This window comes from Mycolicibacterium sp. XJ662, from assembly GCF_053484035.1.
This window is the reverse complement of sequence record NZ_JBEFTL010000004.1, coordinates 94,168-119,824: the sequence shown is the minus strand read 5'-3', so window position 1 is coordinate 119,824 and position 25,657 is coordinate 94,168. Positions and strand designations below refer to the sequence as shown.

General features: G+C 67.4%; 25 protein-coding genes and 2 tRNA genes. 10 read left to right on the top strand and 17 right to left on the bottom strand.

Annotated elements, in window-relative coordinates:
* Positions 1-1,638 (bottom strand): fatty acid kinase ATP-binding subunit FakA, encoded by a 1,638-nt coding sequence (locus ABQE93_RS14040; protein WP_448408522.1) that lies wholly within the window; start codon positions 1,636-1,638, stop codon positions 1-3.
* Between the two features lie 301 nt (positions 1,639-1,939).
* Here ABQE93_RS14040 and rpmB point away from each other — a divergent pair, with 301 nt between their 5' ends.
* The 3 genes from rpmB (at position 1,940) to ABQE93_RS14025 (ending at position 2,950) form a co-directional block, all read left to right on the top strand.
* Positions 1,940-2,131, top strand: coding sequence for a 50S ribosomal protein L28 (gene rpmB, locus ABQE93_RS14035; RefSeq protein WP_448390772.1), 192 nt, complete (start codon positions 1,940-1,942; stop codon positions 2,129-2,131).
* A 95-nt stretch (positions 2,132-2,226) separates the two neighbouring features.
* A complete protein-coding gene (locus ABQE93_RS14030) occupies positions 2,227-2,466 on the top strand; it encodes a hypothetical protein (RefSeq protein WP_448408523.1) in 240 nt (79 codons plus the stop codon).
* 154 nt (positions 2,467-2,620) lie between these two features.
* Positions 2,621-2,950, top strand: a complete 330-nt coding sequence (locus tag ABQE93_RS14025; RefSeq protein WP_448408525.1) for a hypothetical protein — start codon at positions 2,621-2,623, stop codon at positions 2,948-2,950.
* A gap of 110 nt (positions 2,951-3,060) precedes the next feature.
* Here ABQE93_RS14025 and ABQE93_RS14020 read toward each other — a convergent pair whose 3' ends face one another.
* Genes ABQE93_RS14020 through ABQE93_RS14010 form a run of 3 tightly spaced genes read right to left on the bottom strand, consistent with a single transcriptional unit; the run spans position 3,061 to position 5,006 of the window.
* On the bottom strand, positions 3,061-3,744 hold the full coding sequence (locus ABQE93_RS14020) for a uracil-DNA glycosylase (protein WP_448408526.1): 684 nt from the start codon (positions 3,742-3,744) through the stop codon (positions 3,061-3,063).
* A complete protein-coding gene (locus tag ABQE93_RS14015) occupies positions 3,741-4,031 on the bottom strand; it encodes a DUF1330 domain-containing protein (RefSeq protein WP_448408528.1) in 291 nt (96 codons plus the stop codon). The genes ABQE93_RS14020 and ABQE93_RS14015 overlap by 4 nt, the downstream gene beginning before the upstream one ends.
* A 6-nt stretch (positions 4,032-4,037) precedes the next feature.
* The gene (locus ABQE93_RS14010) at positions 4,038-5,006 is read right to left on the bottom strand and encodes a thiamine-phosphate kinase (protein ID WP_448408529.1); all 969 of its coding nucleotides are present in this window, start codon (positions 5,004-5,006) and stop codon (positions 4,038-4,040) included.
* Between the two features lie 70 nt (positions 5,007-5,076).
* Here ABQE93_RS14010 and ABQE93_RS14005 point away from each other — a divergent pair, with 70 nt between their 5' ends.
* Positions 5,077-5,616, top strand: coding sequence for a DUF3515 domain-containing protein (locus ABQE93_RS14005; RefSeq protein WP_448408530.1), 540 nt, complete (start codon positions 5,077-5,079; stop codon positions 5,614-5,616).
* Here the strand turns inward: ABQE93_RS14005 and ABQE93_RS14000 are convergent.
* The 3 genes from ABQE93_RS14000 to ABQE93_RS13990 all read right to left on the bottom strand — a co-directional run bounded on the left by ABQE93_RS14000 (position 5,613) and on the right by ABQE93_RS13990 (position 8,907).
* The gene (locus ABQE93_RS14000; RefSeq protein WP_448408532.1) at positions 5,613-6,737 is read right to left on the bottom strand and encodes a D-alanine--D-alanine ligase family protein; all 1,125 of its coding nucleotides are present in this window, start codon (positions 6,735-6,737) and stop codon (positions 5,613-5,615) included. The genes ABQE93_RS14005 and ABQE93_RS14000 overlap by 4 nt on opposite strands.
* A gap of 63 nt (positions 6,738-6,800) precedes the next feature.
* On the bottom strand, positions 6,801-7,904 hold the full coding sequence (locus tag ABQE93_RS13995; RefSeq protein ID WP_448408533.1) for a cystathionine gamma-lyase: 1,104 nt from the start codon (positions 7,902-7,904) through the stop codon (positions 6,801-6,803).
* Between the two features lie 4 nt (positions 7,905-7,908).
* Positions 7,909-8,907 carry an NAD(P)H-dependent glycerol-3-phosphate dehydrogenase gene (locus tag ABQE93_RS13990; RefSeq protein ID WP_448408534.1) on the bottom strand — a complete coding sequence of 333 codons (999 nt, stop codon included), beginning with the start codon at positions 8,905-8,907 and terminating at the stop codon, positions 7,909-7,911.
* A 44-nt stretch (positions 8,908-8,951) separates the two neighbouring features.
* Between ABQE93_RS13990 and cofC the strand changes: the two genes are divergently transcribed.
* Genes cofC through mutT1 form a run of 3 tightly spaced genes read left to right on the top strand, consistent with a single transcriptional unit; the run spans position 8,952 to position 12,822 of the window.
* On the top strand, positions 8,952-9,596 hold the full coding sequence (gene cofC, locus ABQE93_RS13985) for a 2-phospho-L-lactate guanylyltransferase (protein WP_448408536.1): 645 nt from the start codon (positions 8,952-8,954) through the stop codon (positions 9,594-9,596).
* A gap of 40 nt (positions 9,597-9,636) precedes the next feature.
* Entirely contained in the window at positions 9,637-11,856 is a 2,220-nt protein-coding gene (locus tag ABQE93_RS13980; RefSeq protein WP_448408538.1) for an RNA degradosome polyphosphate kinase, read from the top strand.
* Between the two features lie 39 nt (positions 11,857-11,895).
* Positions 11,896-12,822 (top strand): 8-oxo-(d)GTP phosphatase MutT1, encoded by a 927-nt coding sequence (mutT1, locus tag ABQE93_RS13975; RefSeq protein WP_448408539.1) that lies wholly within the window; start codon positions 11,896-11,898, stop codon positions 12,820-12,822.
* Positions 12,823-12,876: 54 nt separating this feature from the next.
* Here the strand turns inward: mutT1 and ABQE93_RS13970 are convergent, their stop codons facing one another.
* The 3 genes from ABQE93_RS13970 to leuC all read right to left on the bottom strand — a co-directional run bounded on the left by ABQE93_RS13970 (position 12,877) and on the right by leuC (position 15,733).
* Positions 12,877-13,491, bottom strand: coding sequence for an HU family DNA-binding protein (locus ABQE93_RS13970; RefSeq protein WP_448390759.1), 615 nt, complete (start codon positions 13,489-13,491; stop codon positions 12,877-12,879).
* A 191-nt stretch (positions 13,492-13,682) separates the two neighbouring features.
* Positions 13,683-14,276 (bottom strand): 3-isopropylmalate dehydratase small subunit, encoded by a 594-nt coding sequence (gene leuD, locus ABQE93_RS13965; protein ID WP_448408540.1) that lies wholly within the window; start codon positions 14,274-14,276, stop codon positions 13,683-13,685.
* An 11-nt stretch (positions 14,277-14,287) separates the two neighbouring features.
* On the bottom strand, positions 14,288-15,733 hold the full coding sequence (gene leuC, locus ABQE93_RS13960) for a 3-isopropylmalate dehydratase large subunit (RefSeq protein ID WP_448408542.1): 1,446 nt from the start codon (positions 15,731-15,733) through the stop codon (positions 14,288-14,290).
* Positions 15,734-15,770: 37 nt separating this feature from the next.
* Here leuC and ABQE93_RS13955 point away from each other — a divergent pair, with 37 nt between their 5' ends.
* Positions 15,771-16,472, top strand: a complete 702-nt coding sequence (locus ABQE93_RS13955; protein WP_448408544.1) for an IclR family transcriptional regulator — start codon at positions 15,771-15,773, stop codon at positions 16,470-16,472.
* A 48-nt stretch (positions 16,473-16,520) separates the two neighbouring features.
* On the opposite strand, the gene ABQE93_RS13950 is transcribed toward ABQE93_RS13955, so the two are convergent.
* The 4 genes from ABQE93_RS13950 to ABQE93_RS13935 all read right to left on the bottom strand — a co-directional run bounded on the left by ABQE93_RS13950 (position 16,521) and on the right by ABQE93_RS13935 (position 19,096).
* Positions 16,521-16,593: transfer RNA gene (locus ABQE93_RS13950), tRNA-Glu, on the bottom strand.
* Positions 16,594-16,656: 63 nt separating this feature from the next.
* Positions 16,657-16,731: transfer RNA gene (locus ABQE93_RS13945), tRNA-Gln, on the bottom strand.
* Positions 16,732-16,850: 119 nt separating this feature from the next.
* Positions 16,851-18,311 carry a glutamate--tRNA ligase gene (gene gltX, locus ABQE93_RS13940; RefSeq protein ID WP_448408546.1) on the bottom strand — a complete coding sequence of 487 codons (1,461 nt, stop codon included), beginning with the start codon at positions 18,309-18,311 and terminating at the stop codon, positions 16,851-16,853.
* Positions 18,308-19,096, bottom strand: a complete 789-nt coding sequence (locus ABQE93_RS13935; RefSeq protein ID WP_448408547.1) for a fumarylacetoacetate hydrolase family protein — start codon at positions 19,094-19,096, stop codon at positions 18,308-18,310. Before ABQE93_RS13935 ends, gltX begins: the two co-directional genes overlap by 4 nt.
* Before the next feature lie 155 nt (positions 19,097-19,251).
* Here ABQE93_RS13935 and ABQE93_RS13930 point away from each other — a divergent pair, with 155 nt between their 5' ends.
* Positions 19,252-20,418: an MFS transporter gene (locus ABQE93_RS13930; RefSeq protein WP_448408715.1), complete on the top strand. Its 1,167-nt coding sequence runs from the start codon at positions 19,252-19,254 to the stop codon at positions 20,416-20,418.
* 53 nt (positions 20,419-20,471) lie between these two features.
* Here the strand turns inward: ABQE93_RS13930 and ABQE93_RS13925 are convergent, their stop codons facing one another.
* Together ABQE93_RS13925 and serA are read right to left on the bottom strand one after the other, a co-directional pair.
* On the bottom strand, positions 20,472-21,482 hold the full coding sequence (locus tag ABQE93_RS13925) for a 3-isopropylmalate dehydrogenase (protein ID WP_448408548.1): 1,011 nt from the start codon (positions 21,480-21,482) through the stop codon (positions 20,472-20,474).
* The gene (gene serA / locus ABQE93_RS13920) at positions 21,479-23,065 is read right to left on the bottom strand and encodes a phosphoglycerate dehydrogenase (RefSeq protein ID WP_448408549.1); all 1,587 of its coding nucleotides are present in this window, start codon (positions 23,063-23,065) and stop codon (positions 21,479-21,481) included. Before serA ends, ABQE93_RS13925 begins: the two co-directional genes overlap by 4 nt.
* Before the next feature lie 54 nt (positions 23,066-23,119).
* On the opposite strand from serA, the gene ABQE93_RS13915 reads away from it, so the two are divergent.
* Positions 23,120-24,550, top strand: coding sequence for a phytoene desaturase family protein (locus tag ABQE93_RS13915; protein WP_448408550.1), 1,431 nt, complete (start codon positions 23,120-23,122; stop codon positions 24,548-24,550).
* Positions 24,551-24,616: 66 nt separating this feature from the next.
* Here ABQE93_RS13915 and ilvC read toward each other — a convergent pair whose 3' ends face one another.
* Positions 24,617-25,618: a ketol-acid reductoisomerase gene (gene ilvC / locus ABQE93_RS13910; protein WP_448408716.1), complete on the bottom strand. Its 1,002-nt coding sequence runs from the start codon at positions 25,616-25,618 to the stop codon at positions 24,617-24,619.
* Between the last annotated feature and the right edge of the window lie 39 nt (positions 25,619-25,657).

Below are 25,657 nucleotides of genomic sequence, written 5' to 3'. Positions count from 1 at the left end.
CTACTCCACCCCGATCAGCAGCGCGTCGCCGCGGTGGTCGGTGTGGTAGATGACGAGCTCGACCCCGAGGTGGCGGCGGTGCATGTGCTCCTGCAGTGCGGCGCCAACGCCGACGTCGGAGCCGGCGCCGGTGAGCACGGTGACCAGTTCCCCGCCCGCGGCCAGCAGCAGGTCGATCAGGCCGGCGCCCGCCACGGCGACATCCTCGCCCACGACCAGCACCTCGTCGCCCGAAATACCAAGTCCATCACCGGGTTTGCACGTGCCCGCCCAGGTCAGCGCCTCCTCGGTGGCCACCCGAACCGAACCGTGCCGGGCGCCCGCCGCCGCGCGGGCCATGGTGTAGCCGTCGTCGACGGCTTGGCGGCCGGCGTCGTGGACGGCCAGCGCGGCCAGTCCCTGCACCATCGACGCCGCGGGCACCGGTACCACGTCGATGCCCCAGCCGATCGCCGCCGTGCATCCCGCGACCAGTTCCTCGGCGGCGACATAACCGTTGGGCAACACCATGATCTGGGCTGCGCCGGCGTCGACCAACGCGTGCAGCAGTTGTTTGGCGCTGACCGGGCCGTCGGGCGGCAGACGCAGCACGTGCGCGCCTTCACCGGCGAACAGTTCCTGCGCCCCGACCCCGTCGACGACGGCAAGCACCGCCCGTTCACGCGCCCAGCCTCCCGACGGGCGGGTACCGCTGGTGCCGGTGAGCGACGTGATCTGGATGCGGTTCGGTGTTCCCACCGACAGACCTGCCTCGACGGCGGCTCCGGCGTCGTCGACGTGCGCGTGCACCGAGTACTGCCCGCCGGCTCCGGCGGCGGCGATGGCCACCGAATCACCGAGCCGGTCCAGTTCGCCGCGCAGCTTCTCCACCCCGCCGGCGTCGCAGCCGGTGAGCAGGTACATCACCTCGAACTGCGGCGTTGCGGTGGTATCTGCGGCGACGTCGGCGTGGGCGTGGCGTGGCGTTGGCACGTACTGGGGCCGGCGGGGCGCGTGTCCGGTCAAGGTGGCGCTCATCGCGTCCAGCAGCACCAGCAGGCCCCGCCCACCGGCATCCACCACGCCGGCCTCGGCCAGCACGGCGAGCTGCCCGGGTGTCTTGTCCAGGGCGACGGCCGCGGCGTCACCGGCGGCCAGCAGCACGTCAGCGAACCCGGAGCCGTCGGCAACCGCCTGCTCGGCGGCGTTGGCCGCCTCTCTGAGCACGGTGAAGATGGTGCCGGGGACGGGTTGGCCGATCGAGGCGACCACCAGCGTGACCGCCCGGCGAAGCGCCGAGGCCAGCAGGTCGCCGTCGACCTCGACCAGCACCGCACGCCGCTGGGCGGCTGCTTCGGCGCTGACGTCTGCGAGCCCGCGCATGATCTGGGACAGGATGACCCCGGAGTTGCCGCGGGCGCCGTGCAGCGCGCCACGGGCCAGCGCCGCTGCCACCTGCGCGACGTCGTCAGTCTCCGGCAGGGCGTCGGCCTGCGCCCACGCCGAACGCATGGTGAACAGCATGTTCGTGCCGGTGTCTGCGTCGGCGACGGGGAACACGTTGAGCCGGTTGATCTCGTCGGTGTGGGTGATGAGGTCGCCGACGGCGGTGTGCGCCCAACCCCGCAGCGCAGAGGCGTCCAGCCGTCGACTCGACATGCCCACCTCCCGCCAGATATCGCCGCTTCGATGCCGCCGTGGGCGTCAGCCTAACGACTCTTGCTGACAGCGCCGACACACTGTTGTGGCCGCTCTTTGCGCCCAACGTGAGGTTGTGTGCAAGATTTCGCGCCAGCGGCGCGCACGAGCTAACGTTCGAGGGCGCCGACGGCTTTACAGCGCCTATTTTGGCGATCAATGCAGCTACCGGTATCCTGATCAGGTTGTCGGGTCGGCCCCGTCGCGAGGCGCGGCGAACGAAGTCCGGACCCCCCAAGTACTGATCCGAGGAGTTCTACATATGGCTGCCGTCTGCGATATCTGCGGGAAGGGCCCCGGCTTCGGCAAGTCGGTGTCGCACTCCCATCGCCGGTCCAGCCGTCGGTGGAATCCGAACGTGCAGACCGTGCACGCCGCCGTTCCCGGCGGGAACAAGAAGCGCATCAACGCGTGCACGTCGTGCATCAAGGCCGGAAAGGTCGCGCGCGCCTGAGGCTGCCCGGTGACCGCGACGTTTAGCGTCGCCGCGGGTGGGAAAGGCTGACCGTGAGATCGGGCACCCGGCCCGGTCGGAAGGAACGGTCACAAATGCACTCTGGAATCGCTCGTCCTGCACTGGTCACCATCAGCGGAGCCCTTGCCGCTGGATGGCTGTTAGCGGCATGCGGCGACAGCCAGACCGCCGACACCGAAACCGAGACGACGACCACTACCACCACGGCCGAGACGACCACTGAGGCTCCCCAAACTACCGAGGGCGACAACACCATCGAGATTCCTTCACCGGATATCGATGTTCCCGAAGTGACGATGACCCCGCAGAACTAACTTTGTTGCGCTTTCGTCGCGCCGAACGGGACACACGGGCGTCGACCTCGGCGCGACGAGGTGGAGTATCGATATCCCGACGTGACGGTCACCCGGGACGTCTCAAAGCAACCAGGCGTTTGAACGCCTGCCGTCTCGGGTAAGTCGTGGCTTCATGACCTCACGCGGAGCATCTAAACCGAAACTGTTCGCGCTGGCCTCCGGGATTGCGGTGGCGTCGTTGGTGACGGCCTGCGGTGGCGACGACGCCGCCGATTCCGAGACCACCACCACGACGACGACTACGACGTCGGTCGAAACCACGGTCGAGACGACGGTTGAGACGTCGGCGCCGCCGACGGCGTCGCCCGAAGTGCCGGCCGAGACCACCGCGGGTCCGCCGCCCGACGCCACCGTCGAGATTCCGGTGCCCGACATCCCGTCACCGCCACCGATCCCGTCACCGCCGCCGATTCCGTCGCCGCCGCCGATCCCCGGCACGTAGGGGCGCGCGCTTGTCGCGCCACTGGGACATACGGGCGGCAAAGTGCGAGTAAAGCGCGCCAAAACGTCGATCTCGGCGCAAGGCGCGGGTCGGCTCGGCGGGTTAACGGCTTAGGTGAGGCGCCAGTCGATCGGGTCGGCCCCCATCTTCTCCAGCAGCTCGTTGGCCCGGCTGAACGGGCGCGAGCCGAAGAAGCCGCGTGAGGCCGACAGCGGTGACGGGTGCGGCGATTCGATCGACACGCAGTCGTTGCCCTCGAGCATCGGTTTCAGGGTGGACGCGTCGCGCCCCCACAGCACCGCCACCAGCGGCTGCTTGCGGGCGACCAGCGCCTTGATCGCGCATTCGGTCACCGCTTCCCACCCCTTACCGCGATGTGACGCCGGGCTGCCGGGCCGCACGGTGAGCACCCGGTTGAGGAGCATCACCCCGCGCTCGGCCCACGGCGTGAGATCGCCGTTGGCCGGCGGCGGATGACCGAGGTCCTTGCCGTATTCGGTGAAGATGTTCTCCAGGCTTCGCGGCAGCGGACGCACGTCGGCGGCCACCGAGAAGCTCAGCCCGACCGCATGGCCGGGTGTGGGATACGGATCCTGCCCCACGATCAGCACCCTGACTTGATCGAACGGAAAGGTGAAGGCCCGCAACACATTCTGACCGGCAGGCAAGTACCCGTTGCCCGCTGCCAGCTCGGCACGCAGGAACTCCCCCATCTGGGCGACCTGCGGCGCCACCGGTTCCAGCGCGCTGGCCCAGCCCTCCTCGACGAGTTCGCCCAGCGGCCGCGCGGTCACGTCAGCCCCTTGACCAACTGCACCACGGCATCCGCCCCCGCGCGGCGGTCCTTGGAGATCTCTTGGTACTCAGGTGATTGCGCCCACCGATGAAACGACGCTTCGTCGGGAAACGACATCAGCACCACCTTCTCTCGATCCGACTGGCCTTCCACGACCTGAGGAGCCTCGTCGGCGGCAAGCAGCGTCCCGGCATACCGTGAGAAGACCTCCATGAAGCGCGCCTGATAACGGTCATAGGCGCGACGGTCCGTGAACTTCAGTTGCGCGATCGCGTACACCGTCACGATCCGTCACCCTAACGAGTCAAACGACTGCCAGCCCGGATCGCCCTGCCATTCGGCGCCGTCGACCAGCACCCCAGGCGCCCCCTCGAGCACACGCCCGATCACCCGCCACCCCTCGGGCACCCCATCCGCGAACGCCGCCACCAGCGCGTGGTCCTCACCGCCGCCGAGCACCCACGCCCAGGGGTCGGTGTCGACCGCCGCCGCCGCCGCCTCGACGGCCGCGCGATCAGCGCTCAACATGTCCGTCGACACCTCCACCACGACACCCGAGGCCGAGGCGATATGCCCGACGTCGGCCAGCAACCCGTCGGACACATCGGTCATCGCGGTAGCGCCGGCATCGGCCGCGACCCGCCCCTGCCCGTACGGCGGTTCGGGAACCAGATGACGTCGCCGCAATTCTTCGAACCCACTGACCGAGTTGTGCCACAACGCATATCCAGCTGCCGAGTACCCCAGCGCGCCGGTCACGGCCACGGCGTCACCCGCTCGTGCGCCGCTGCGCAGCACCGGTCGACGGCCGTCGAGGTCGCCGAGCGCAGTCACCGAGATCACCCACTGCGGAGCGCTCACCAGATCACCCCCGACGATCCCGCCACCCACCAGCCGCGCCTCGTGCCACATACCGTCGGCGAGTTCGAGCGCCTGCGCCGTGGCGGTGTGCGACGGTGCGCCGAACGCGACGACGAACGCTGTGGCGCGTGCCCCCATCGCCTCGATGTCGGCGGCGTTTTGGGCGATCGCCTTGCGCCCGACGTCATACGGCGTGGACCAGTCGAGCCGGAAGTGCCGCTGGGCCACCAGCATGTCGGTGGACACCACCGTCTTTCCGTCTGGGGCATGTAGCACCGCCGCGTCGTCGCCGGGGCCGAGCGCCACCGCCGGTGGCTGTTCGCGATTCGCCACCAACCGCGAGATCACCTCGAACTCGCCCTGGCTCGCGAGGGTCTCGGCGGGATCATCTGTCGCCATGTCACCTCCCCGGAACCCGTGCTGTACCGGCCCCTGCGGCGTGGAGTCTATGCGGCCATAGAGTTGGGCTGTGGACTCGAACGACCGAGACGGCCCGCCGCGCGCGCTGCTGATCGCGGCTGTGGTGGTGGCGGTGGGTGCCGTCGTCGCGATCCTGGCGGTCGCGGCGCTGCGCGAAACCCCCGCCGAACAACAAGTGGTAGGGATCGTGGCGGTGCCCGCACCCCAGGCGCAAAGCGCGGAGTGCGACACGCTCATCGACGCGCTGCCGGACAAGCTGGGCGATTTCGACCGTGCCCGCCTCGCCGAACCGGCACCGCCGGGATCAGCGGCGTGGCGCACCGACCCCGACCGTGAGGCGGTCATCCTGCGCTGTGGGCTCGAGCGGCCCGCCGAATTCGTGGTGGGCACCCCGCTGCAGGTCGTCGACGCGGTGAGCTGGTTTCAGGTCTCCGAGGCCGGACGTAGCACGTGGTATGCCGTCGACCGGCCCGTCTACGTCGCGTTGACCCTGCCGCAGGATTCCGGGCCGACACCGATTCAGCAGATATCGGAAGCGATCGCGAAGTCGTTGCCGGCCAAGCCGGTTGACCCGGCGCCGGTGGGCTAACGCAGGCCGGTGCCGCGCGCAATGGCCGTTTCGACCATGGTGGCCAACAACGTCGGATAGTCCACGCCGCTGGCAGCCCACATCCGCGGATACATCGAGATCGTGGTGAAGCCCGGCATGGTGTTGATCTCGTTCACCACCGGGCCGTCGTCGGTCAAAAAGAAGTCGACCCGGGCCAGCCCCTGGCAGTCGATGGCGTGAAACGTGCGAATGGCCAAGCTGCGCAACGCATCCGCGGTGTCATCGTCGACCTTGGCGGGCACGTCGAGTTCGGCGGCCTCTTCGAGATATTTGGTCGCGAAGTCGTAGAACCCGTCCTCGCGGCCCTGGGCGGCGACCACCCTGATCTCGCCGATCGCGCTCGCCTCGACGCGGCCGTCGGGGAATTCCAGCACCCCGCATTCCAATTCACGTCCCGGTATCGCGGCCTCGACGATCACTTTCGGGTCGTGGCGGCGCGCCTGTGCGATCGCGTCGGGCAGCCGATCCCACGCGGTGACGCGGCTGACGCCGATCGAGGAGCCGCCCCGGGCCGGTTTGACGAAGACGGGCAGACCGAGCCGTTCACGTGCCTCCAGCTCCAGTGTTTCGTCGCGCGGGCGCAGCACCACGTGATCGCCGATCGGCAGGCCAGCCGCGGTGAGCAGCTTCTTCGTGAACTCCTTGTCCATACCTGCCGCGCTGGCCAACACGCCGGCGCCGACGTACGGCACACCGGCGAGCTCGAGCAGTCCCTGGATCGTGCCGTCCTCGCCGTAGGGGCCGTGCAGCACGGGGAACACCACGTCCACCGCGGCGAGCAGCTCACCGGCGCCCTGTTCCAGCGACAGCAGGTGGCCGCGACGGCCGGGATCGGCGGCCAGCGCCAGTTCGGTGCCCGACGCCTCGGTCACCTCGGGCAGCCGCCCATCGGTGATCGCCAGGGTGTCGGGTTGGGCGTCGGTGAGCACCCACGCGCCCTGCGGCGTGATGCCGACCGCGCTGACGTCGAAGCGCGCCGGATCCAGATGGCGCAGGATGCTGCCTGCAGAGACGCATGAGATCGCATGCTCGGAGCTGCGTCCGCCGTAGACGACGGCGACCCGGATGCGCTCCGAGCCGGAGTCACTGTGGGCAGTCACAACCTAGAGAGGCTACCGCCCGAGGCCGAAAGCGATGATGTCGACCGCGACGACGTGGCGTTTTCAGCCGAGCGCCTGTTCGACGTCGGCGATCAGATCGTCGATGTCCTCGATGCCCAACGAGATGCGCGCAAACCCGTCGCTGACCGCGTCGCCCCAGCGGGCGCGGCGGTCGACCGAGGTGTGGATCCCGCCGAAGCTGGTCGAGGAGATCAACAGCGTGCTGCGCTCCACCAGCGCGTGCACCGCCTCGGCGCTCTCGAGTTCGACGCCCAGGAGCCCGCCGAAGCGTTTCATCTGTTGTGCGGCGACCCGGTGCGACGGGTCGTCGGGCAGCCCCGGGTACCGCACCGAACGCACCGCCGGGTGGCTGCGCAACATCACCGCCAGCGCCTGGGCGTTCTGGGACTGCCGTTCGAACCGCAGCCCCGCGCTGCCGATGCCACGCAACACCAGCCACGCCTCGAACGCTCCGAGGATCGGCCCGGCCAACAGCCGCTCCCGCGCCACGGCCTCCATCAACTCGGGGTGACTGCCCGCCACATAGCCGGCGACCAGATCGCTGTGGCCCGACAACCCCTTGGTGGCGCTGGCGACCACGAGATCGGCGCCCAACGACAACGGCTGCTGGCCCAGCGGCGTCGCCGTGGTGTTGTCGACGACGAGGACGGTGCCGCGGCTTCGGCAGTGCATCGCCAACCGGTGCAGGTCGACGACGTCGAGCCCGGGGTTCACCGGTGTCTCCGCGAGGACGACGTCGGCGTCGGCGGCTGCCGCGCACATGTCGGCACAAACCGCTTCGGTTACCGTAACCCCGTGTGGCACAAGGTATTCAGCGGCATAGCGACGGACCTGATAGTAGCCGTCGGCCGGGATGAGCAATTTCGTGCCCGGTTTGGCCAGCACCCGCAGCGCGGAGGTGATCGCGGCCATACCGGAGCCGAACGTCAGCGCCGCTGCCGCACCTTCGAGTTCGGCGAGCGCCGCCTCGAGACGACGCCATGTCGGGTTGGAGTTGCGGCCGTAGAAATCCACCGGCTCGGTCTCGTCGGGCGAGAGGTGGTAGGCGGCCGCAGGCACCGGAGGAGGCGTCACCGGGCTGCCCGGAATGGCTTCTGTGCCCACCGCTTTGACGCTGCGGGTGGAGTCGCCGTACTGGGCGTCCATCCCGTTACTCCGGCTTCGTGCTACGACCGAGCAGCAGTGCGACCGCTTCGTCGACCGATAACCCTTTGTGGCATACCCGCACAACGGCGTCGGTCAACGGCATCTCCACGTCGTAGCTCTGCGCCAGCGCCAGCACCGATTGGCATGATGCGACACCTTCGGCGACCTGACCGCCTGCGGCCAGCATCGCCGATTCCATCGTGCCGCCGCGACCAAGCCGGTAGCCGAAGGACCGGTTGCGTGAGTGCGGTGACATGCATGTGGCGACCAGGTCGCCGATGCCGGCCAGCCCGGCCAACGTCGCGGGCTTGGCGCCCAACGCGATTCCCAGGCGCATGATTTCGGCGAGTCCGCGGGTGATGATGGCGGCCGCGGTGTTCTCCCCCAGTCCCACGCCGGCCGCCATCCCGCATGCCAGCGCGATGACGTTCTTGCATGCGCCGCCGACCTCAGCGCCGATCACGTCGGCGTTGGTGTACGGGCGGAGGTAACCGGTGGACATGGCGCGTTGCAACGCGACCGCGCGCCCGGAGTCACTACAGGCCACCACGGTGGCGGCGGGTTGCTCCTGGGCGATCTCGCTGGCCAGGTTCGGGCCGCTGACCGCGGCGACGCGTTCCCAGTCCGCGCCGGTGACTTGCACGATCACCTGGCTCATCCGCATCAGCGTGTCGAGTTCGATGCCCTTGGCCAGGCTGACCAACGTCACGTCGTCGCCGATCGCGTCCTTCCACTGTTCGAGGTTGGCGCGCAGGGTCTGCGACGGCACCGCCAGCAGCACCGTGCAGGCACCGAAAAGCGCATCGGCGGGATCGCTGGTCGCGCGGATCGACGGTGGCAGCGCAACATCGCCCAGATATGTGGAGTTACGGTGCGTGGTGTTGATCTCGTCGGCCAGCTCGGAACGACGGGCCCACAACCTCACCTCGGTGCCGGCGTCGGCGAGCACCTTGGCCAGCGCCGTGCCCCACGCACCGGCACCCATCACCGCTGCCTTGACCACGCCTTCACCCTAGCGCGCAGAACTCTGCTGGCAGGATGGCGCGTATGAGCGGGTCAGGCGAGGGCGACATCGGGCTGGTGATCGCCGTCAAACGACTCGGGGCCGCCAAGACCAGGCTGGCTCCGGTGTTCTCCGCGGGCACCCGGGAAAACGTCGTGCTGGCCATGCTGATCGACACCATCACCGCCGCGTCGGCGGTCGCCGACGTGCGGGGCATCACCGTTGTGACACCCGACGACGACGCCGCCGATGCCGTGCGCGGACTCGGCGCACGTGTGCTCACCGACCCGACCCCCGAGGGCCATCGCAACCCGCTGAACAACGCCATCGCCGTGGCTGAGGCCGAGGTGCGCGCCGAGACTCCCAATATCGTTGTGCTGCAAGGTGACCTGCCCGCACTACAGCCGCAGGAGCTTGCCGACGCGATCGCCGCCGGCCGTCGATACCGGCGTAGTTTCGTCGGCGACCGGCACGGCACCGGCACGTCGGCGCTACTGGCGTTCGGTGTGGCGTTGACGCCTCAGTTCGGTGCCGATTCTGCGCGACGCCATCGCAACTCCGGTGCCATCGAGTTGACCGGACCGTGGCCGGGCCTGCGGTGTGACATCGACACCCCCGACGATCTGCTGGTGGCGCGTCGGCTCGGCGTCGGCGCGGCGACCGCGGCAGCGATCGATTCAACACGCTGAGGCGGTGGCACGACCACCGGCGGTAAGGGATCATCAAGGCATGACGGAAGCCGAAACCCAGATCCGCGCCGACGATGCGCCCTCGACGTCCACCGCGACGTCGACGGCGGCCCCGGACGTGGGCTCGGCGCGGCCGGCGAGGCCGTCCCCGGCGGATGCGGCGCCGAAAGCCCCGCCTGCGGCGACATCGCCTGCGGTCGAGGATGCGCTGCCCGAGGATCGTTATCTCAACCGCGAATTGAGTTGGCTGGATTTCAATGCGCGGGTGCTCGCACTGGCCGCCGACACGTCGCTGCCGTTGCTGGAGCGGGCCAAGTTCCTGGCGATCTTCGCGTCCAACCTCGACGAGTTCTACATGGTGCGTGTCGCGGGTCTCAAACGCCGCGACGAGATGGGGCTGTCGGTACGTTCGGCCGACGGCCTGTCGCCGCGGGAACAACTGCGCCGGATCAGTGAACGCACACAACAGATCGCCGACAGGCATGCGCACGTCTTCCTCGACTCCGTGCGCCCCGCGCTGGCCGACGAAGGCATCGTGATCGTGACATGGTCCGAACTCGACGAGGCCGAACGCACCCGGCTGTCCACTTACTTTCACGAGCAGGTGTTCCCCGTGCTCACCCCGTTGGCCGTCGACCCCGCCCACCCGTTCCCGTTCGTCAGCGGGTTGAGCCTGAACCTGGCGATCACCGTCAAACACCCCGACGACGGCGGCCAGCATTTCGCCCGAATCAAGGTGCCCGACAACGTGGACCGGTTCGTCGAACTCGGGGCCCGCGACGACGCCGACCATGTCGCGCGGTTTCTTCCGATGGAGGAACTGATCGCGGCGTTTCTTCCCGTGCTGTTTCCGGGCATGGAGATCGTCGAGCACCATGCGTTTCGCATCACCCGCAACGCCGATTTCGAGGTCGAGGAAGACCGCGACGAGGATCTTCTGCAGGCGCTGGAGCGGGAATTGGCGCGGCGGCGTTTCGGTTCGCCGGTGCGCTTGGAAGTTTCCGACGACATGACCGAGAGCATGCTCGAGTTGCTGTTGCGTGAACTCGAGGTGGACACCGGCGACGTCATCGAGGTGCCGGGCCTTTTGGACCTCTCGGCGCTGTGGCAGGTTTACCGGCTCGACCGCCCGGCCCTCAAGGACCGGCCGTTCGTACCCGCGACTCCGCCCGCGTTCGGGGAACGCGAGACGCCCAAGAGCATCTTCGCGACCCTGCGCGACGGCGATGTGCTGGTCCACCACCCCTACGATTCGTTCTCCACGACCGTGCAACGGTTTATCGAGCAGGCCGCGGCCGACCCCAACGTGTTGGCGATCAAGCAGACGCTGTACCGCACCTCGGGTGACTCGCCGATCGTCAACTCGCTCATCGACGCCGCCGAAGCGGGCAAGCAGGTGGTGGCGCTCGTCGAGATCAAGGCGCGCTTCGACGAACAGGCCAACATCAAATGGGCGCGCACGCTGGAACAAGCGGGTGTGCACGTGGTATACGGACTCGTCGGGCTGAAAACCCATTGCAAGACCGCGCTCGTGGTGCGTCGCGAGGGCTCCACGATCCGGCGCTACTGTCACATCGGCACCGGCAACTACAACAGCAAGACCGCCCGGTTGTACGAGGACATCGGCCTTCTGACCGCGGCACCCGACATCGGCGCGGATCTGACCGACTTGTTCAACTCGCTGACGGGCTACTCCCGCAAGGACAACTACCGCAACCTGTTGGTCGCCCCGTACGGCGTGCGCAAGGGCATCATCGAACGCATCGAACGCGAGATCGCGGCCACCCGGGACGGCGGGGAGGGCCGGATCCGGCTGAAAGCCAACGCGTTGGTCGACGAGCAGGTGATCGACGCGCTCTACCGAGCGTCGCAGGCCGGCGTGCGCGTGGAGGTCGTGGTGCGCGGGATCTGTGCACTACGGCCGCAAGCCGTCGGCTACTCCGAGAACATCGTGGTGCGCTCGATCCTCGGCCGTTTCCTCGAACACTCACGGATTATCCACTTCAACGCCATCGACGAGTTCTGGATCGGCAGCGCTGACATGATGCATCGTAATCTCGACCGCCGAGTGGAAGTGATGGCACACGTGAAGGATCGGCGTCTGAAGGCGCAACTGCACGACATCTTCGAGTCGGCGCTGAACCCCGCCACCCGCTGCTGGGAACTGGACATGGACGGAAAATGGACAGCCTCACCACAGCACGGTGAGACGGTGCGCGACCATCAGGTGTCGTTGATGGAGAGTCGCCGGCATCCGTGACGCGATCAGGTGGCACCGGATTGAGCTGCAGGAGTTGACGTGCCGAAGGAGACATCCGACGTCGCCGGTGCCGATAAGCCGATATATGCCGCGGGCGCGGTGCTGTGGCGCCCGAACGGTGACCCGGCCGCGCCGGAGGTCGCGATCGTTCACCGACCCCGCTACGACGACTGGTCGCTACCGAAGGGCAAGCTCGATCCGGGCGAGACCGAGCCCGTTACCGCTGTGCGTGAAGTCTGTGAGGAGACCGGATACACCGCACATCTAGGCCGCCGGCTCGCCTCGGTGAGCTATCCCGTCGAAGAAGGCGTCAAGAAGGTCCGCTACTGGGCGGCACGCACAGTAGACGGAAATTTCAGCCCGACCGACGAGGTCGACGAACTGAAATGGTTACCCGTTTCCGAGGCGATGAAACAACTGGAATATCCGCACGATCGAAAGGTGCTGCGCCGCTTCATCAAGCTTCCCGTCGACACCAAGACAGTGCTGATCGTGCGGCACGGCACCGCGGGGAGCAAGTCCCGCTACAAGGGCGACGACCGAAAGCGCCCATTGGACAAGCGCGGCCGCGCCCAGGCCGAATCACTGGTCGGTGTGCTGTCGGCGTTCGGCGCCGACACCCTCTACGCCGCCGATCGGGCACGATGCGTGCAGACATTGGAGCCGCTGGCCGAGGAGTTGGCGACGACCATCGAGCCCGAACCGTTGTTGACTGAGGAAGCGTATTCGGACAACCACAAGGCGACGCGGCGCCGCGTTCTCGAAATCGCCGCCGCCGACGGTATCCCGGTGATCTGCACACAGGGCAAGGTGATTCCGGGCCTGATCGAATGGTGGTGCGAACGCGACGGCGTGCGCCCGGACAAGTCGCGCAACCGCAAAGGCAGTACCTGGGTGATGTCGATGTTCGCCGGCAAGCTGATCGCTGCCGACCATATCGAAAGCCCGTTAGCGGCCAAGTCGTAGCACGCAGATACGCCGTGGGTCGCTGCGACCCACGGCGTATCTGTGTGTAGGAACTTACTTGCGGCCGCGCTTGGCTGCGGCCTTCTTGGCCGGAGCTTTCTTCGCGGTCTTCTTGGCAGCAGTCCGCTTGGTAGCGGCCTTCTTGGCCGGTGCCTTCTTCGCGGTCTTCTTGGCAGCAGTCCGCTTGGTAGCGGCCTTCTTCGCCGGCGACTTCTTCGCAGCCTTCTTCGCCGGTGCCTTCTTCGCGGTCTTCTTGGCAGCAGTCCGCTTGGTAGCGGCCTTCTTCGCCGGCGACTTCTTGGCAGCCTTCTTCGCCGTCTTCTTGGCGGCCTTGCGGGCCGTGCCCCCTGTCACGCCGCGCTTCACGGCCGGGCCTTCGGCCGGGAGGCGCTGCGCCCCAGAGACAACCGCCTTGAATTGCGCGCCGGGCCGGAACGCCGGTACCGACGTGGGCTTGACTTTCACGGTCTCGCCTGTGCGCGGGTTACGCGCGACACGGGCGGCACGACGACGCTGTTCGAAAACGCCGAAGCCGGTAATGGTGACGCTGTCACCCTTATGGACCGCACGCACGATGGTGTCAACGACATTCTCCACCGCAGCGGTTGCCTGCCGACGATCGGTGCCCAGCTTCTCCGTGAGTACGTCGATGAGCTCCGCTTTATTCATGCAAACCTCCGAAACTAGTGGCCCTCCTTGGACCGACTAGTGGACACGGTAAACCCATTACCTATTGATTTCCAAGAGCCACGCGCAATTTCAAGCGAAAATGGCGAACTTTCTTGCCCCCCTTGAACTCCTGCCGGGGGGCTAAGGAAGCGGCATCGACAATGGCGATTTCGGCTCGCCGGGGCCGACTGTCACGCCGGCAGCGTGCGCGGTTTCCAGCTCGGCCGACGTGCCTCATACGATTCGATGTCATCGCATTTCCGCAGCGTAAGGCCTATATCGTCGAGTCCTTCGAGCAGTCGCCAGGCCGTGTAATCGTCAATCGTGAACGGCACCATAACCGTTCCGGCGACGATATTTCGATCTTGAAGATTCGCAGTGATTTCCAGCCCGGGCTGCTCCTCGATCAGCTTCCACAAGACTTCGACGTCATCCTGAGAAATTTCGGCCGCCAAGAGCCCGGCCTTGCCCGCATTGCCCCGAAATATGTCGGCGAAGCGTGACGAGATCACGACTCGGAAGCCGTAGTCCATCAGTGCCCAGACCGCATGCTCGCGTGAGGAACCGGTGCCGAAATCGGGTCCGGCGACCAAAACCGAACCCCTGTCGAACGGCGGCAGGTTCAGCACGAATGACGGATCGTTGCGCCAGGCGGCGAACAGCCCGTCTTCGAAACCCGTTCGGGTGACCCGCTTCAGATAGACCGCCGGGATGATCTGGTCGGTGTCCACGTTGGACCGGCGCAGCGGCACCCCGATGCCGGTGTGAGTGCGAAATACTTCCATGACGGCTCCCCTTATCGGGTCGTGGCTACGGACAGGTCGGCGGGCGAAGACAACGTGCCGCGCACCGCGGTGGCGGCGGCGACGGCCGGCGACACCAGGTGGGTACGGCCGCCTTTGCCTTGCCTACCTTCAAAGTTGCGGTTGGACGTCGATGCGCAGCGCTGGCCCGGTGACAGCTGGTCGGGGTTCATCCCCAGACACATCGAGCACCCGGCCTGGCGCCACTCGGCGCCCGCGGCGGTGAAGATGTCGCCGAGGCCTTCGGATTCGGCTTGCATACGTACCCGCATCGAACCCGGCACGATGAGCATCCGGACACCGTCGGCGACGGTGCGATCCTTCAACACGTCGGCCACCACCCGCAGGTCCTCGATCCGGCCGTTGGTGCACGAGCCGACGAAGACCGTGTCGACGGCGATCTCCCGCATGGCCATCCCCGGCCGAAGGTCCATGTAAGCCAACGCCTTTTCGGCTGCCTGGCGTGCACCGTCGTCGAGCATCAGTTCGGGGTCGGGCACCGATCCCGCCAGCGGCACACCCTGCCCGGGGTTGGTCCCCCAGGTGACGAACGGGCTCAGAGTCGCGGCGTCGATGTACACCTCGGTGTCGAATTCGGCACCGTCGTCAGTGCGCAGTTGGCGCCACGCCTCGACCGCCTCGTCCCACTGCGCGCCCTGCGGCGCGTGCGGGCGACCGCGTAGGAATTCAAACGTCGTCTCGTCGGGCGCCACCATGCCCGCCCGCGCGCCGGCTTCGATGCTCATATTGCAGATCGTCATCCGGCCTTCCATCGACAGCGATTCGATGGTGCTGCCCCGGTATTCGATGACGTGCCCCTGGCCACCGCCGGTTCCGATCTTCGCGATCACCGCGAGGATGATGTCCTTGGCGCTGACCCCTGGCGGCAATTCACCGTCGACGTTGATCGCCATGGTCTTGAACGGGCGCAACGGCAGGGTCTGCGTCGCAAGGACATGCTCGACTTCCGAGGTGCCGATGCCCATCGCCAACGCACCGAATGCGCCATGGGTCGAAGTGTGGCTGTCACCACACACGACCGTCATGCCCGGCTGGGTCAACCCGAGTTGCGGTCCGATGATGTGCACGATGCCCTGTTCCGCGTCGCCCATCGGATGCAACCGGATGCCGAACTCTTCACAGTTGCGCCGAAGGGTCTCGACCTGAACGCGTGACACCGGATCCGCGATCGGCTTGTCGATGTCGATCGTGGGCACGTTGTGGTCCTCGGTCGCGATCGTCAGATCGGGCCGTCGCACGGTGCGGCCGTTGAGCCGCAGCCCGTCGAACGCCTGCGGGCTGGTGACTTCGTGCACCAGATGAAGGTCGATGTAGATCAGATCGGGTTCGCGTGCCGCGCCCTCGCCCGTGCCCTTGGCGACCACATGGTCGTCCCACACTTTTTGCGCCAAAGTGCGCGGCTTATTCGCGGTAGACATTTGACTATCTCACAATCTGGGACGTTAGTATCTTCTTATGAGACAGGATAGCGGCATCGGCGTGCTCGACAAAGCGGTGGGCGTCCTGCACGCGGTCGCCGAGTCGCCCTGTGGCCTTGCCGAACTGTGCGAGCGCACCGGGTTGCCCCGCGCCACCGCGCACCGGCTGGCTGCCGGCCTGGAGACCCATCGCCTGCTCGCGCGCAACGGCGACGGACGGTGGCGGTTGGGTCCCGGATTGACCGAATTGGCCGGGCAGGTCAACGATCCGCTGTTGGCTGCGGGTGCGGTGGTGCTACCGCGGCTGCGCGAGATCACCGGCGAGAGCGTGCAGCTCTACCGCCGTGAAGGCACCGCGCGAATCTGTGTGGCGGCTCTGGAACCCCCTGCCGGGCTTCGCGATACGGTGCCGGTCGGTACTCGGCTGCCGATGACGGCCGGCTCGGGGGCCAAGGTGCTTTTGGCCTACGCGGACCTCGCGACACAGCAGAGCGTGCTGCCGGGCGCCAAATTCACCGATCGGGCGCTAGCCGAGGTTCGCAAGCGGGGCTGGGCGCAAAGCGTCGCCGAACGCGAACCCGGGGTGGCCAGTGTCTCGGCCCCGGTGCGCGACGGTCGCGGCGCGGTGGTCGCGGCGGTGTCGGTCTCGGGGCCGATCGATCGGATGGGCCGACGGCCGGGCGCACGCTGGGCCGCTGACCTGCTGGCCGCGGCTGATGCGCTCACCAGACGGCTGTGAAACCGCTCACCGAGCCTGCCGGCGCAGCGCCGACGACGAGGTGTTTTGTACCCCCGATGGGATTCGAACCCACGCTACCGCCGTGAGAGGGCGGCGTCCTAGGCCGCTAGACGACGGGGGCCAGAACTGCTTTCCGGATGGCCAGCATAGCTCAGCGAGATATGTCGGCCCAATCCCGGTGGATTGGCTGGGGTACCAGGACTCGAACCTAGAATGGCTGAACCAGAATCAGCTGTGTTGCCAATTACACCATACCCCACTGGCTGCCTATAACCGCTGGTCACAGACTATTATTCCGACCAGTCACGCGGCGGGTGAACCGTTGCCGCGTGTTGTGTCGGGCCGACGTGCAGACTACCAAAGATTTGCGGGCGCCTTTCACGCCGCCGCGGCGTGATCACGCCCGCCGCGCAGCCGCTGCAGGGTGCGGTCGCGACCCAGCAGTTCCAGCGATTCGAACAGCGGCGGGCTGACCGCCGCGCCGGTGGCCGCCACCCGCACCGGACCGAACGCCTTGCGTGGCTTGAGCTCCAAACTCTCCAACAGCGAGGCCTTCAGCGCCGCTTCGATCGCCGCGGTGTTCCATTCGCCGACTGCTTCGAGCGCGCCCAGCGCGGCCTCGAGCACCGGGACCGCATCGGCCTTCAACTCTTTGGCCGCGGCCTTCTCGTCGAGCCGGTACTCGTCGTCGTTGAGGAATTTCAGCAGGTTCCACGCGTCGCCGAGGACCACGATGCGGGTCTGCACCAGATCGGCGGCCTCGGCGAAACGCTTCTCGTCGAGCCCTGTGGTGTAGCCGTGCTCGGCGAAGTAGGCCGCCAACCGCGCGGCGAACTCGTCGGCGCTGAGCATCCGGATGTGTTCGGCGTTGAGCGCGTCGGCCTTCTTCTGGTCGAAACGGGCGGGGTTGGCGTTCACGTCGACCACGTCGAAGGCAGCCACCATCTCGTCGAGCGTGAAAAGGTCACGATCGTCGGCGATTCCCCAGCCCAGCAACGCCAGGTAGTTCAGCAGCCCCTCGGGGATGAACCCGCGCTCGCGGTGGACGAACAGGTTGGACTGCGGGTCGCGCTTGGAGAGCTTCTTGTTGCCTTCGCCCAGAACGCTTGGCAGGTGCGCGAACTCGGGAATGCGCTCGGCAACCCCGATTCGGATCAAGGCACGGTACAGCGCGATCTGGCGCGGTGTGGACGGCAGCAGGTCCTCTCCGCGCAGCACATGGGTAATCTTCATCAACGCGTCGTCGACGGGATTGACCAAGGTGTACAGCGGATCTCCGCTGGCGCGGGTCAACGCGAAGTCAGGCATGCTGCCGGCAGAGAAGGTGGTCTCACCGCGAACCATGTCGCGCCAGGTGATCGCCTCGTCGGGCATGCGCAACCGCAGCACCGGCCTACGGCCCTCGTCCCGAAACGCCGCGCGCTGCGCCTCGGTGAGGTCACGGTCGAAGTTGTCGTAGCCCAGTTTGGGGTTTCGTCCCGCGGCCACATGGCGCGCCTCGACTTCCTCGGCGGTGGAGAAGGCCTCATAAACCTCCCCCGCTTCGCGTAGTCGGCTCAGCACGTCGCGGTAGATGTCGCCGCGCTCGGACTGCCGGTAAGGACCGTAGGGTCCGCCGACCTCCGGCCCCTCGTCGTAATTCAGCCCGAGCCAGTTCAATGCGTCCAGCAACGCCAGATAGCTCTCCTCGCTGTCGCGTTGGGCGTCGGTGTCCTCCACCCGGAACACGAAGGTGCCGCCCGTGTGCCGGGCGTAGGCCCAGTTGAACAGCGCCGTGCGGATCAGCCCGACATGGGGGGTGCCGGTCGGCGATGGGCAGAACCGTACTCGTACGGTCATGACTTTCCTTTGCGGACAACGGGATTGGTCAGCGTTCCGATACCGCCGACGGTGATGCTGACGGTATCGCCGTCCTCGATGGGGCCGACACCTTCGGGGGTACCGGTCAACAACAGGTCACCGGGCAGCAACGTCATCACGTGCGAGACCCATTCCACGATCTCTCCGATGTCATGAATCATCAACGACGTTCTGCTGTTCTGTTTGAGCTCGCCGTTGACCTCGGTACGGATTTCGACGTCGGAGGCATCGAGATCGGTGACGATCCACGGCCCGACCGGGCAGAAGGTGTCGTGCCCCTTGGCACGGGTCCACTGCCCGTCCTTCTTCTGCTGGTCGCGCGCGGAGACGTCGTTGCCGATCGTGTAGCCGAGAATGCTGTCTGCCGCGCGGGCTGCGGGCACGTCCTTGCACGGGCGGCCGATGACCACGGCGAGCTCACCTTCGAAGTGCACCGGGTCGGCGTCGGCCGGCAGCTGAATCGGCACGTTGGGCCCGATGATCGCGGTATTGGGTTTCATGAAGATGACCGGGTCATCGAACGTCTGCCCGCCCATCTCCGCCACGTGGGCCGCGTAGTTCTTGCCCACGCACACGACCTTGCTGGCGAGGATCGGGGCGAGCAGGCGCACGTCGGCCAGCGGCCACTGCCTGCCCGTGAAGTTGGGCGTCCCGAACGGGTGTTCGGCGATTTCGCGGGCGACCGCTTGTGTCGGATCATCGGCGGGGCCTTCGATGCTGACGAAGGCCACCCCGTCGGGACTCGCGATTCGGCCAAGGCGCATGACGGTTAGCCTAATGGGCCGCGATCGTCGCGCATGCGGCCGCTCCCCGCGCCCGCACGTCTCATATTTTGAAATGTGAGTTCAGCGATGTGAGACCACCGTGCGACGATGGCCCGGTGACCGACGGATCGACCAGCACCGCGCTGCGCTGGTCGATGTTGGCGATCGGGTTGGCGGCGACCACCAGCGCCAACGTGTTCATCAACGGTGTGGCCTTTCTGATCCCGACGCTGCAGGCCGAGCGGGGCCTGAACCTCGCATCGGCGGGTCTGCTGTCGTCGATGGCCGGCTTCGGCCTTGTCGTCACGCTGATCGCGTGGGGCTATGTGGTCGACCGGATCGGTGAACGCTTCGTGCTTGCAGTGGGTTCGGCGTTGATCGCCGCGGCCGCGGTGGCGGCCGCGTCGGTGGAATCGCTGTGGGCGGTCGGCGGGTTTCTGTTCCTGGGCGGTATGGCTGCGGCGAGCAGCAATTCGGCCAGCGGCCGGTTGGTGGTCGGCTGGTTTCCTCCCGAGCAGCGTGGCCTGGTGATGGGCATCCGTCAGGCCGCGGTTCCGTTGGGGGTCGCATTGGGCGCCTTGGTGATTCCACGTATCGCCGAGACGCACGGGGTATCTGCGGCGCTGTTGTTTCCCGCGGTGGTGTGCGGGGTCTCCGCGGTGGTGTGTGCGGTAGCCGTGATCGACCCGCCCCGCCCGCCGCGCGCAGAGGCCGCCGACGAGGTGCTGGCCAACCCATACCGCGAATCGGGTCTGCTCTGGCGCATCCACGCGGTCTCCGTGCTGCTCGTGGTACCGCAGGCGGTGCTGTGGACGTTCACGTTGGCGTGGTTGATGGCCGAGCACAACTGGTCGGCCGAATCCGCGGGCGCGATGGTCACGCTGGCGCAGGTGTTGGGCGCCGGCGGCCGCATCGCCGCCGGGCGCTGGTCGGATCTGCTGGGGTCTCGGCTACGTCCGATCCGGACCATCGCGATGGCCGCCGCGGCGTCGATGGCCCTGCTCGCGCTGACGGACTGGCTCGATTCGCCGACGAGCGTGGCGTTGATGGTCGTCGCGTCGGTGATCACCGTGTCCGACAACGGGTTGGCGTTCACCGCGATCGCCGAGATCGCCGGCCCCTTCTGGAGCGGTCGGGCGTTGGGCACCCAGAACACCAGCCAGCATCTGGCCAGCGCGGCCGCGGCCCCGTTGTTCGGTGCAGTCATCGGCGCGGTCGGCTATCCCGCGGCGTTCGCAATCTGCGCGCTGCTGCCGTTCGCAGCGGTGCCCCTCGTGCCGGGTGACCACACCCCTTCCGCGAAACGTACCCCAGGGCTGTGATTTCGATCGTGAGCGCGGCCCTGGTGTAGGTCTCGCGAACAGGGCTGCAACAACTACAGCGCCGCCGCGATCCGATCGCCGATCTGCGTCGTCGACATCTTGGCTTCGCCGCGGGTGGCCAGATGGTGTTCGACGGCCTTGTCCACCCGGGCGGCCGCGTCATGCTCGCCGACATGGGCCAGCAGCAGCGCAACCGACATGACCGCCGCCGTCGGATCGGCGATGCCCTGTCCGGCGATGTCGGGTGCGCTTCCGTGCACCGGTTCGAACATCGACGGGTTCGTCCGCGTCGCATCGATATTGCCGCTTGCCGCCAAGCCGATACCCCCGCACACCGCGGCGGCCAGGTCCGTGACGATGTCGCCGAACAGGTTGTCGGTGACGATCACGTCGAACCGGCCGGGATCGGTGACCATGTGGATGGTCGCGGCGTCGACGTGCTGGTAGGCCACCTCGACATCCGGGTGGTCGGCGGCCACCTCCTGCACGGTGCGCCACCACAGCGTGCCGGCGTAGGTCAGCACATTGTTCTTGTGCACCAACGTCAGATGCTTGCTCCGCTGCTGCGCCCGGCCGAACGCGTCCTTGACCACGCGGCGCACACCGAATGCGGTGTTGACGCTGACCTCGGTGGCGATCTCGTTGGGTGTGCCGACGCGGATCGCACCGCCGGTGCCGGTGTAGGGACCCTCGGTGCCTTCGCGTACAACGACGAAGTCGATCTCGGGGTTGCCGGCCAGCGGGCTGGTCACGCCCGGATACAGCCGTCCCGGCCGCAGGTTGATGTGGTGGTCCAACTCGAACCGGATCCGCAGCAGCAGACCGCGTTCGAGCAGCCCGCTGGGCACCGACGGGTCGCCGATGGCGCCCAGCAGGATCGCGTCGTGCCCGCGCAGTTCGTCGAGGACCGAATCCGGCAGCACCTCGCCGCTGGCGTGATAGCGCCGCGCGCCCAGGTCGTAGTGCGTCTTGTCCACGCCCGGCAGCACCGCGTCGAGCACCTTGACGGCCTCGCCGACCACCTCGGGGCCGATACCGTCACCGGCGACGATTGCCAATTTCACGACAGGTCCACCACTTTCAGCAGCATCGCCTCCACCGCATCGGCGATCGCGGTCCGCACGTCGGCGGGCACGTCACGGTCGATGCGCAGCAGTATCGTCGCGCCGGGTCCCTCGGCGTCCTCGCTGAGTTGGGCGGCGTGGATATTGATGCCTGCGGCGCCGAGCAAGGTGCCGATCTTGCCCAGCGTGCCCGGCTGATCGATGTAGTTGACGATCAGGTACACACCCTCGGCGCGCAGATCGAAGTTGCGCCCGTTGATCTGGACGATCTTCTCCGCCAACTGCGGGCCCGACAGGGTGCCGGCCACATTGGCGGTGGACCCGTCGGCGTAGACCGCGCGCACATCGACAACGCTGCGGTGGTTGGGGCTTTCCGTTGCGGTGCTCAGCTCGGCCTCCACCCCGCGTTCGGCGGCGAGGGCAGGCGCGTTGACGAACGTCACCGGATCCTCGATGACGGCGGAGAACAGTCCCCGCAGCGCCGAAAGTCGAAGCACCTCAACCTCGTCGGAGGCCAGTTCGCCGCGGACCTGCACCGACAGCGAGAGCGGCAGCTCATCGCTGAGCACGCCGACGAGCAGGCCCAGCTTGCGCACCAGGTCCAGCCACGGCGCGACCTCCTCACCGACTGCGCCGCCTGCGACGTTGACCGCGTCGGGCACGAAATCCCCGGCCAGCGCCAGCTTCACGCTGGCGGCCACGTCGGTACCCGCGCGATCCTGGGCTTCGACGGTGGAGGCGCCCAGATGCGGTGTGACCACGACGTCGGGCAAGTCGAAAAGCGGGCTCTCGGTCGTCGGCTCGGCGGCGAACACGTCGATACCCGCAGCGCGCACATGCCCGGAGCGCACGGCGTCGGCCAGCGCGTCCTCGTCGACCAGCCCGCCGCGCGCGGCGTTGACGATGACGACGCCCGGCTTGGTCTTGGCCAATGACTCCTTGCCGATCAGGCCAGCGGTCTCCGGTGTCTTGGGTAGGTGCACGGAGATGAAGTCGGCGCGGCCGAGCAGCTCGTCGAGCGCAAGCAGTTCGATGCCGAGCTGGGCGGCGCGCGCCGGCGACACGTACGGGTCGTAGGCGATGACATGGGTGCCGAACGCGGCGAGCCGCTGAGCGACCAGCTGGCCGATACGGCCGAGTCCGACGACGCCGACGGTCTTGCCGTAGATCTCGACGCCGGAGAACGACGAACGCTTCCAGGTGTGCTCGCGCAGCGACGCGTCGGCGGCGGGAATCTGGCGCGCGGCGGCCAACATCAACGCCAGCGCGTGCTCGGCGGCGCTGTGGATGTTGGAGGTCGGCGCGTTGACGACCAGGACGCCGCGCGCCGTGGCGGCGTCGACGTCGACGTTGTCCAGGCCCACACCGGCCCGGGCGACGATCTTGAGTTTGGGCGCTGCGGCCAGCACTTCGGCGTCGACGGTGGTCGCCGAGCGCACCAGCAGCGCGTCGGCGTCGGGCACCGCGGCCAGCAGCTTCTCTCGGTCCGGGCCGTCGACCCAGCGAACTTCTACCTGGTCGCCAAGGGCGGCGACGGTGGATTCAGCCAACTTGTCGGCGATCAATACAACGGGCAGACTCACCCGGTCAGACTAATGGGCTTCGATCACCGGGTGACGGGCGGGAGAATCACGGGCGTGGACATCACCGTCGTAGGCAGTGGACCCAACGGACTGGCCGCCGCTGTCGTCTGCGCACGAGCCGGACTCTCGGTACAGGTATTCGAAGCCCAACCCACCCTCGGCGGTGGTGCGCGCACCCTGGCCGACCCGGAGTTCTCCGGCGTCTCCCACGACATCTGTTCTGCGGTGCACCCGCTTGCGCTTGCCTCGCCGTTCCTCGCGGAGTTCGACCTGCCGGCCCGGGGGGTGGCGCTGAGGGTGCCCGAGATTTCCTACGCCAACCCGCTACCGGGCAGACCCGCGGCGATCGGCTACCACGATCTCGACCGCACCTGCGCTGAGCTCGGCCACGGTGATTCGTGGCGGCGCCTGCTCGGTCCGCTGGTCGACCGCGACGACGCCGTGATCGATTTGCTGCTCGGCGACAAGCGGTCGATCCCCTCCGATCCGATCGGCGCGGTGCAGCTGGGGCTGCGGGTGCTGGAGCAGGGCACCCCGGCGTGGCGCTTGCTGCGCGGTGTCGACGCCCGCGCCCTGTTCACCGGTGTTGCCGCACACGTCATTTCCCAGATGCCGTCGTTGGTGTCGGCAGGCGGCGGGTTGATGCTGGCGACGCTCGCCCACACGGTGGGCTGGCCCATCCCGGTCGGCGGAAGCCAGGCGATCGCCGATGCGTTGATGGCCGATCTACGCGCGCACGGCGGTTCGATCGTGGCCAACGAGGAGATCACCGAGCCACCCGAGGGCGTCGTGCTCTACGACACCGCACCGACGGCGCTGTTGCACATCTACCGCGACGAACTGCCCGGCCCGTACCGGAAAGCGCTCGAGCGCTACCGGTACGGCCCTGGGGTGGCCAAGGTGGATTTCGTTCTCTCCGAAGACATTCCGTGGACGGACCCGCGGATGGCGGACGCGCCGACACTGCACATGGGCGGGACGCGCGAACAGGCCGCACACGCTGAACGCGAAGTCGCCGACGGGCGGCACGCGCAGTGGCCGATGGTGCTCGCGGCCCTGCCGCACCTGGCCGATCCGTCCCGCATCGATTCGCAGGGCCGCCGCCCGCTGTGGACCTACGCGCATGTGCCGTCGGGGTCAGACGTCGACCAGACCGAGACGGTGACGAAGATCTTCGAACGTTTCGCGCCCGGCTTCCGCGACACCGTCGTCGCCGCCCGGTCGATCCCGGCGTCGCGGCTGGCCGGTCACAACGCCAACCTCGTCGGCGGCGACATCGGCGTCGGCGGCAACACGCTGCTGCACGCGCTGGTCGGCCCCACACCACGGGTCAACCCGTGGGCGACGCCGATTCCCAAGGCGTATCTGTGTTCATCGGCCACACCGCCGGGCAGCGGCGTGCACGGCCTGGCGGGTTTCTACGCCGCGCGCACCGCGCTGCGCCGCGAGTTCGGCATCAAAGAGCTGCCGTCGCTGGCGCCCTAACCCCCCGCGATTTCGGCGCGCAAACGCCCCGTCAGGGGGCCTGAGCGCGCCGAAATCGCCGAAAAATTAGGCCGTGTCGGTCAGCGGGCGGTCCACCCAGCTCATCAGATCGCGCAGCTTCTTGCCGGTGACCTCGATCGGATGCTCGGCGTTCTCCTTGCGCAGCCGCTCGAGCTCCTTGTTGCCGCCCTCGACGTTGGCCACCAACTTCTTGACGAAGCTGCCGTCCTGGATCTCGGCGAGGATCTGCTTCATCCGGTTCTTCGTGTCGGCGTCGATCACCCGCGGCCCGGACAGGTAGCCGCCGAACTCGGCGGTGTCGGACACCGAGTAGTTCATCCTCGCGATGCCGCCCTCATACATCAGATCGACGATGAGCTTCAGCTCGTGCAGCACCTCGAAGTACGCCAGCTCGGGGGCGTAACCGGCCTCCACCATCACATCGAAGCCGGTCTTGACGAGTTCCTCTGTGCCGCCGCACAACACGGCCTGCTCACCGAACAGGTCGGTCTCGGTCTCGTCCTTGAAAGTGGTCTTGATGACCCCGGCACGGGTGCCGCCGATGCCCTTGGCGTACGAGAGCACCAGTGCCTGGCCCTCATCCTTGGGGTCCTGTTCGACGGCGACCAGGCACGGCACCCCTTTGCCGTCGACGAACTGGCGGCGCACCAGGTGGCCGGGGCCCTTCGGGGCCACCATGCCGACGGTGACGTTGGCCGGCGGCTTGATCAGATCGAAGTGGATGTTGAGACCGTGACCGAAGAACAACGCGTTGCCGTCCTGCAGGTTGGGCTCGATGTCGTTCTTGAAGATGTCGGCCTGTGCGGTGTCGGGCGCCAGCAGCATGATGACGTCGGCCCACTTGGCCACCTCGGCAGGCGTGTCCACCTCCAGCCCCTGCTCGGCGACCTTGTCGCGCGATTTCGAGCCCTCTTTCAGGCCCACCTTCACCTGCACACCCGAGTCGCGCAGGCTCAGCGAGTGCGCATGGCCCTGGCTGCCGTAGCCGATGACACCGACCTTGCGTCCTTGAATGATCGAAAGATCGGCGTCGTCGTCATAGAACATCTCTACTGCCACAGTGATTCTTCTTTCCTGTCTTCGGTT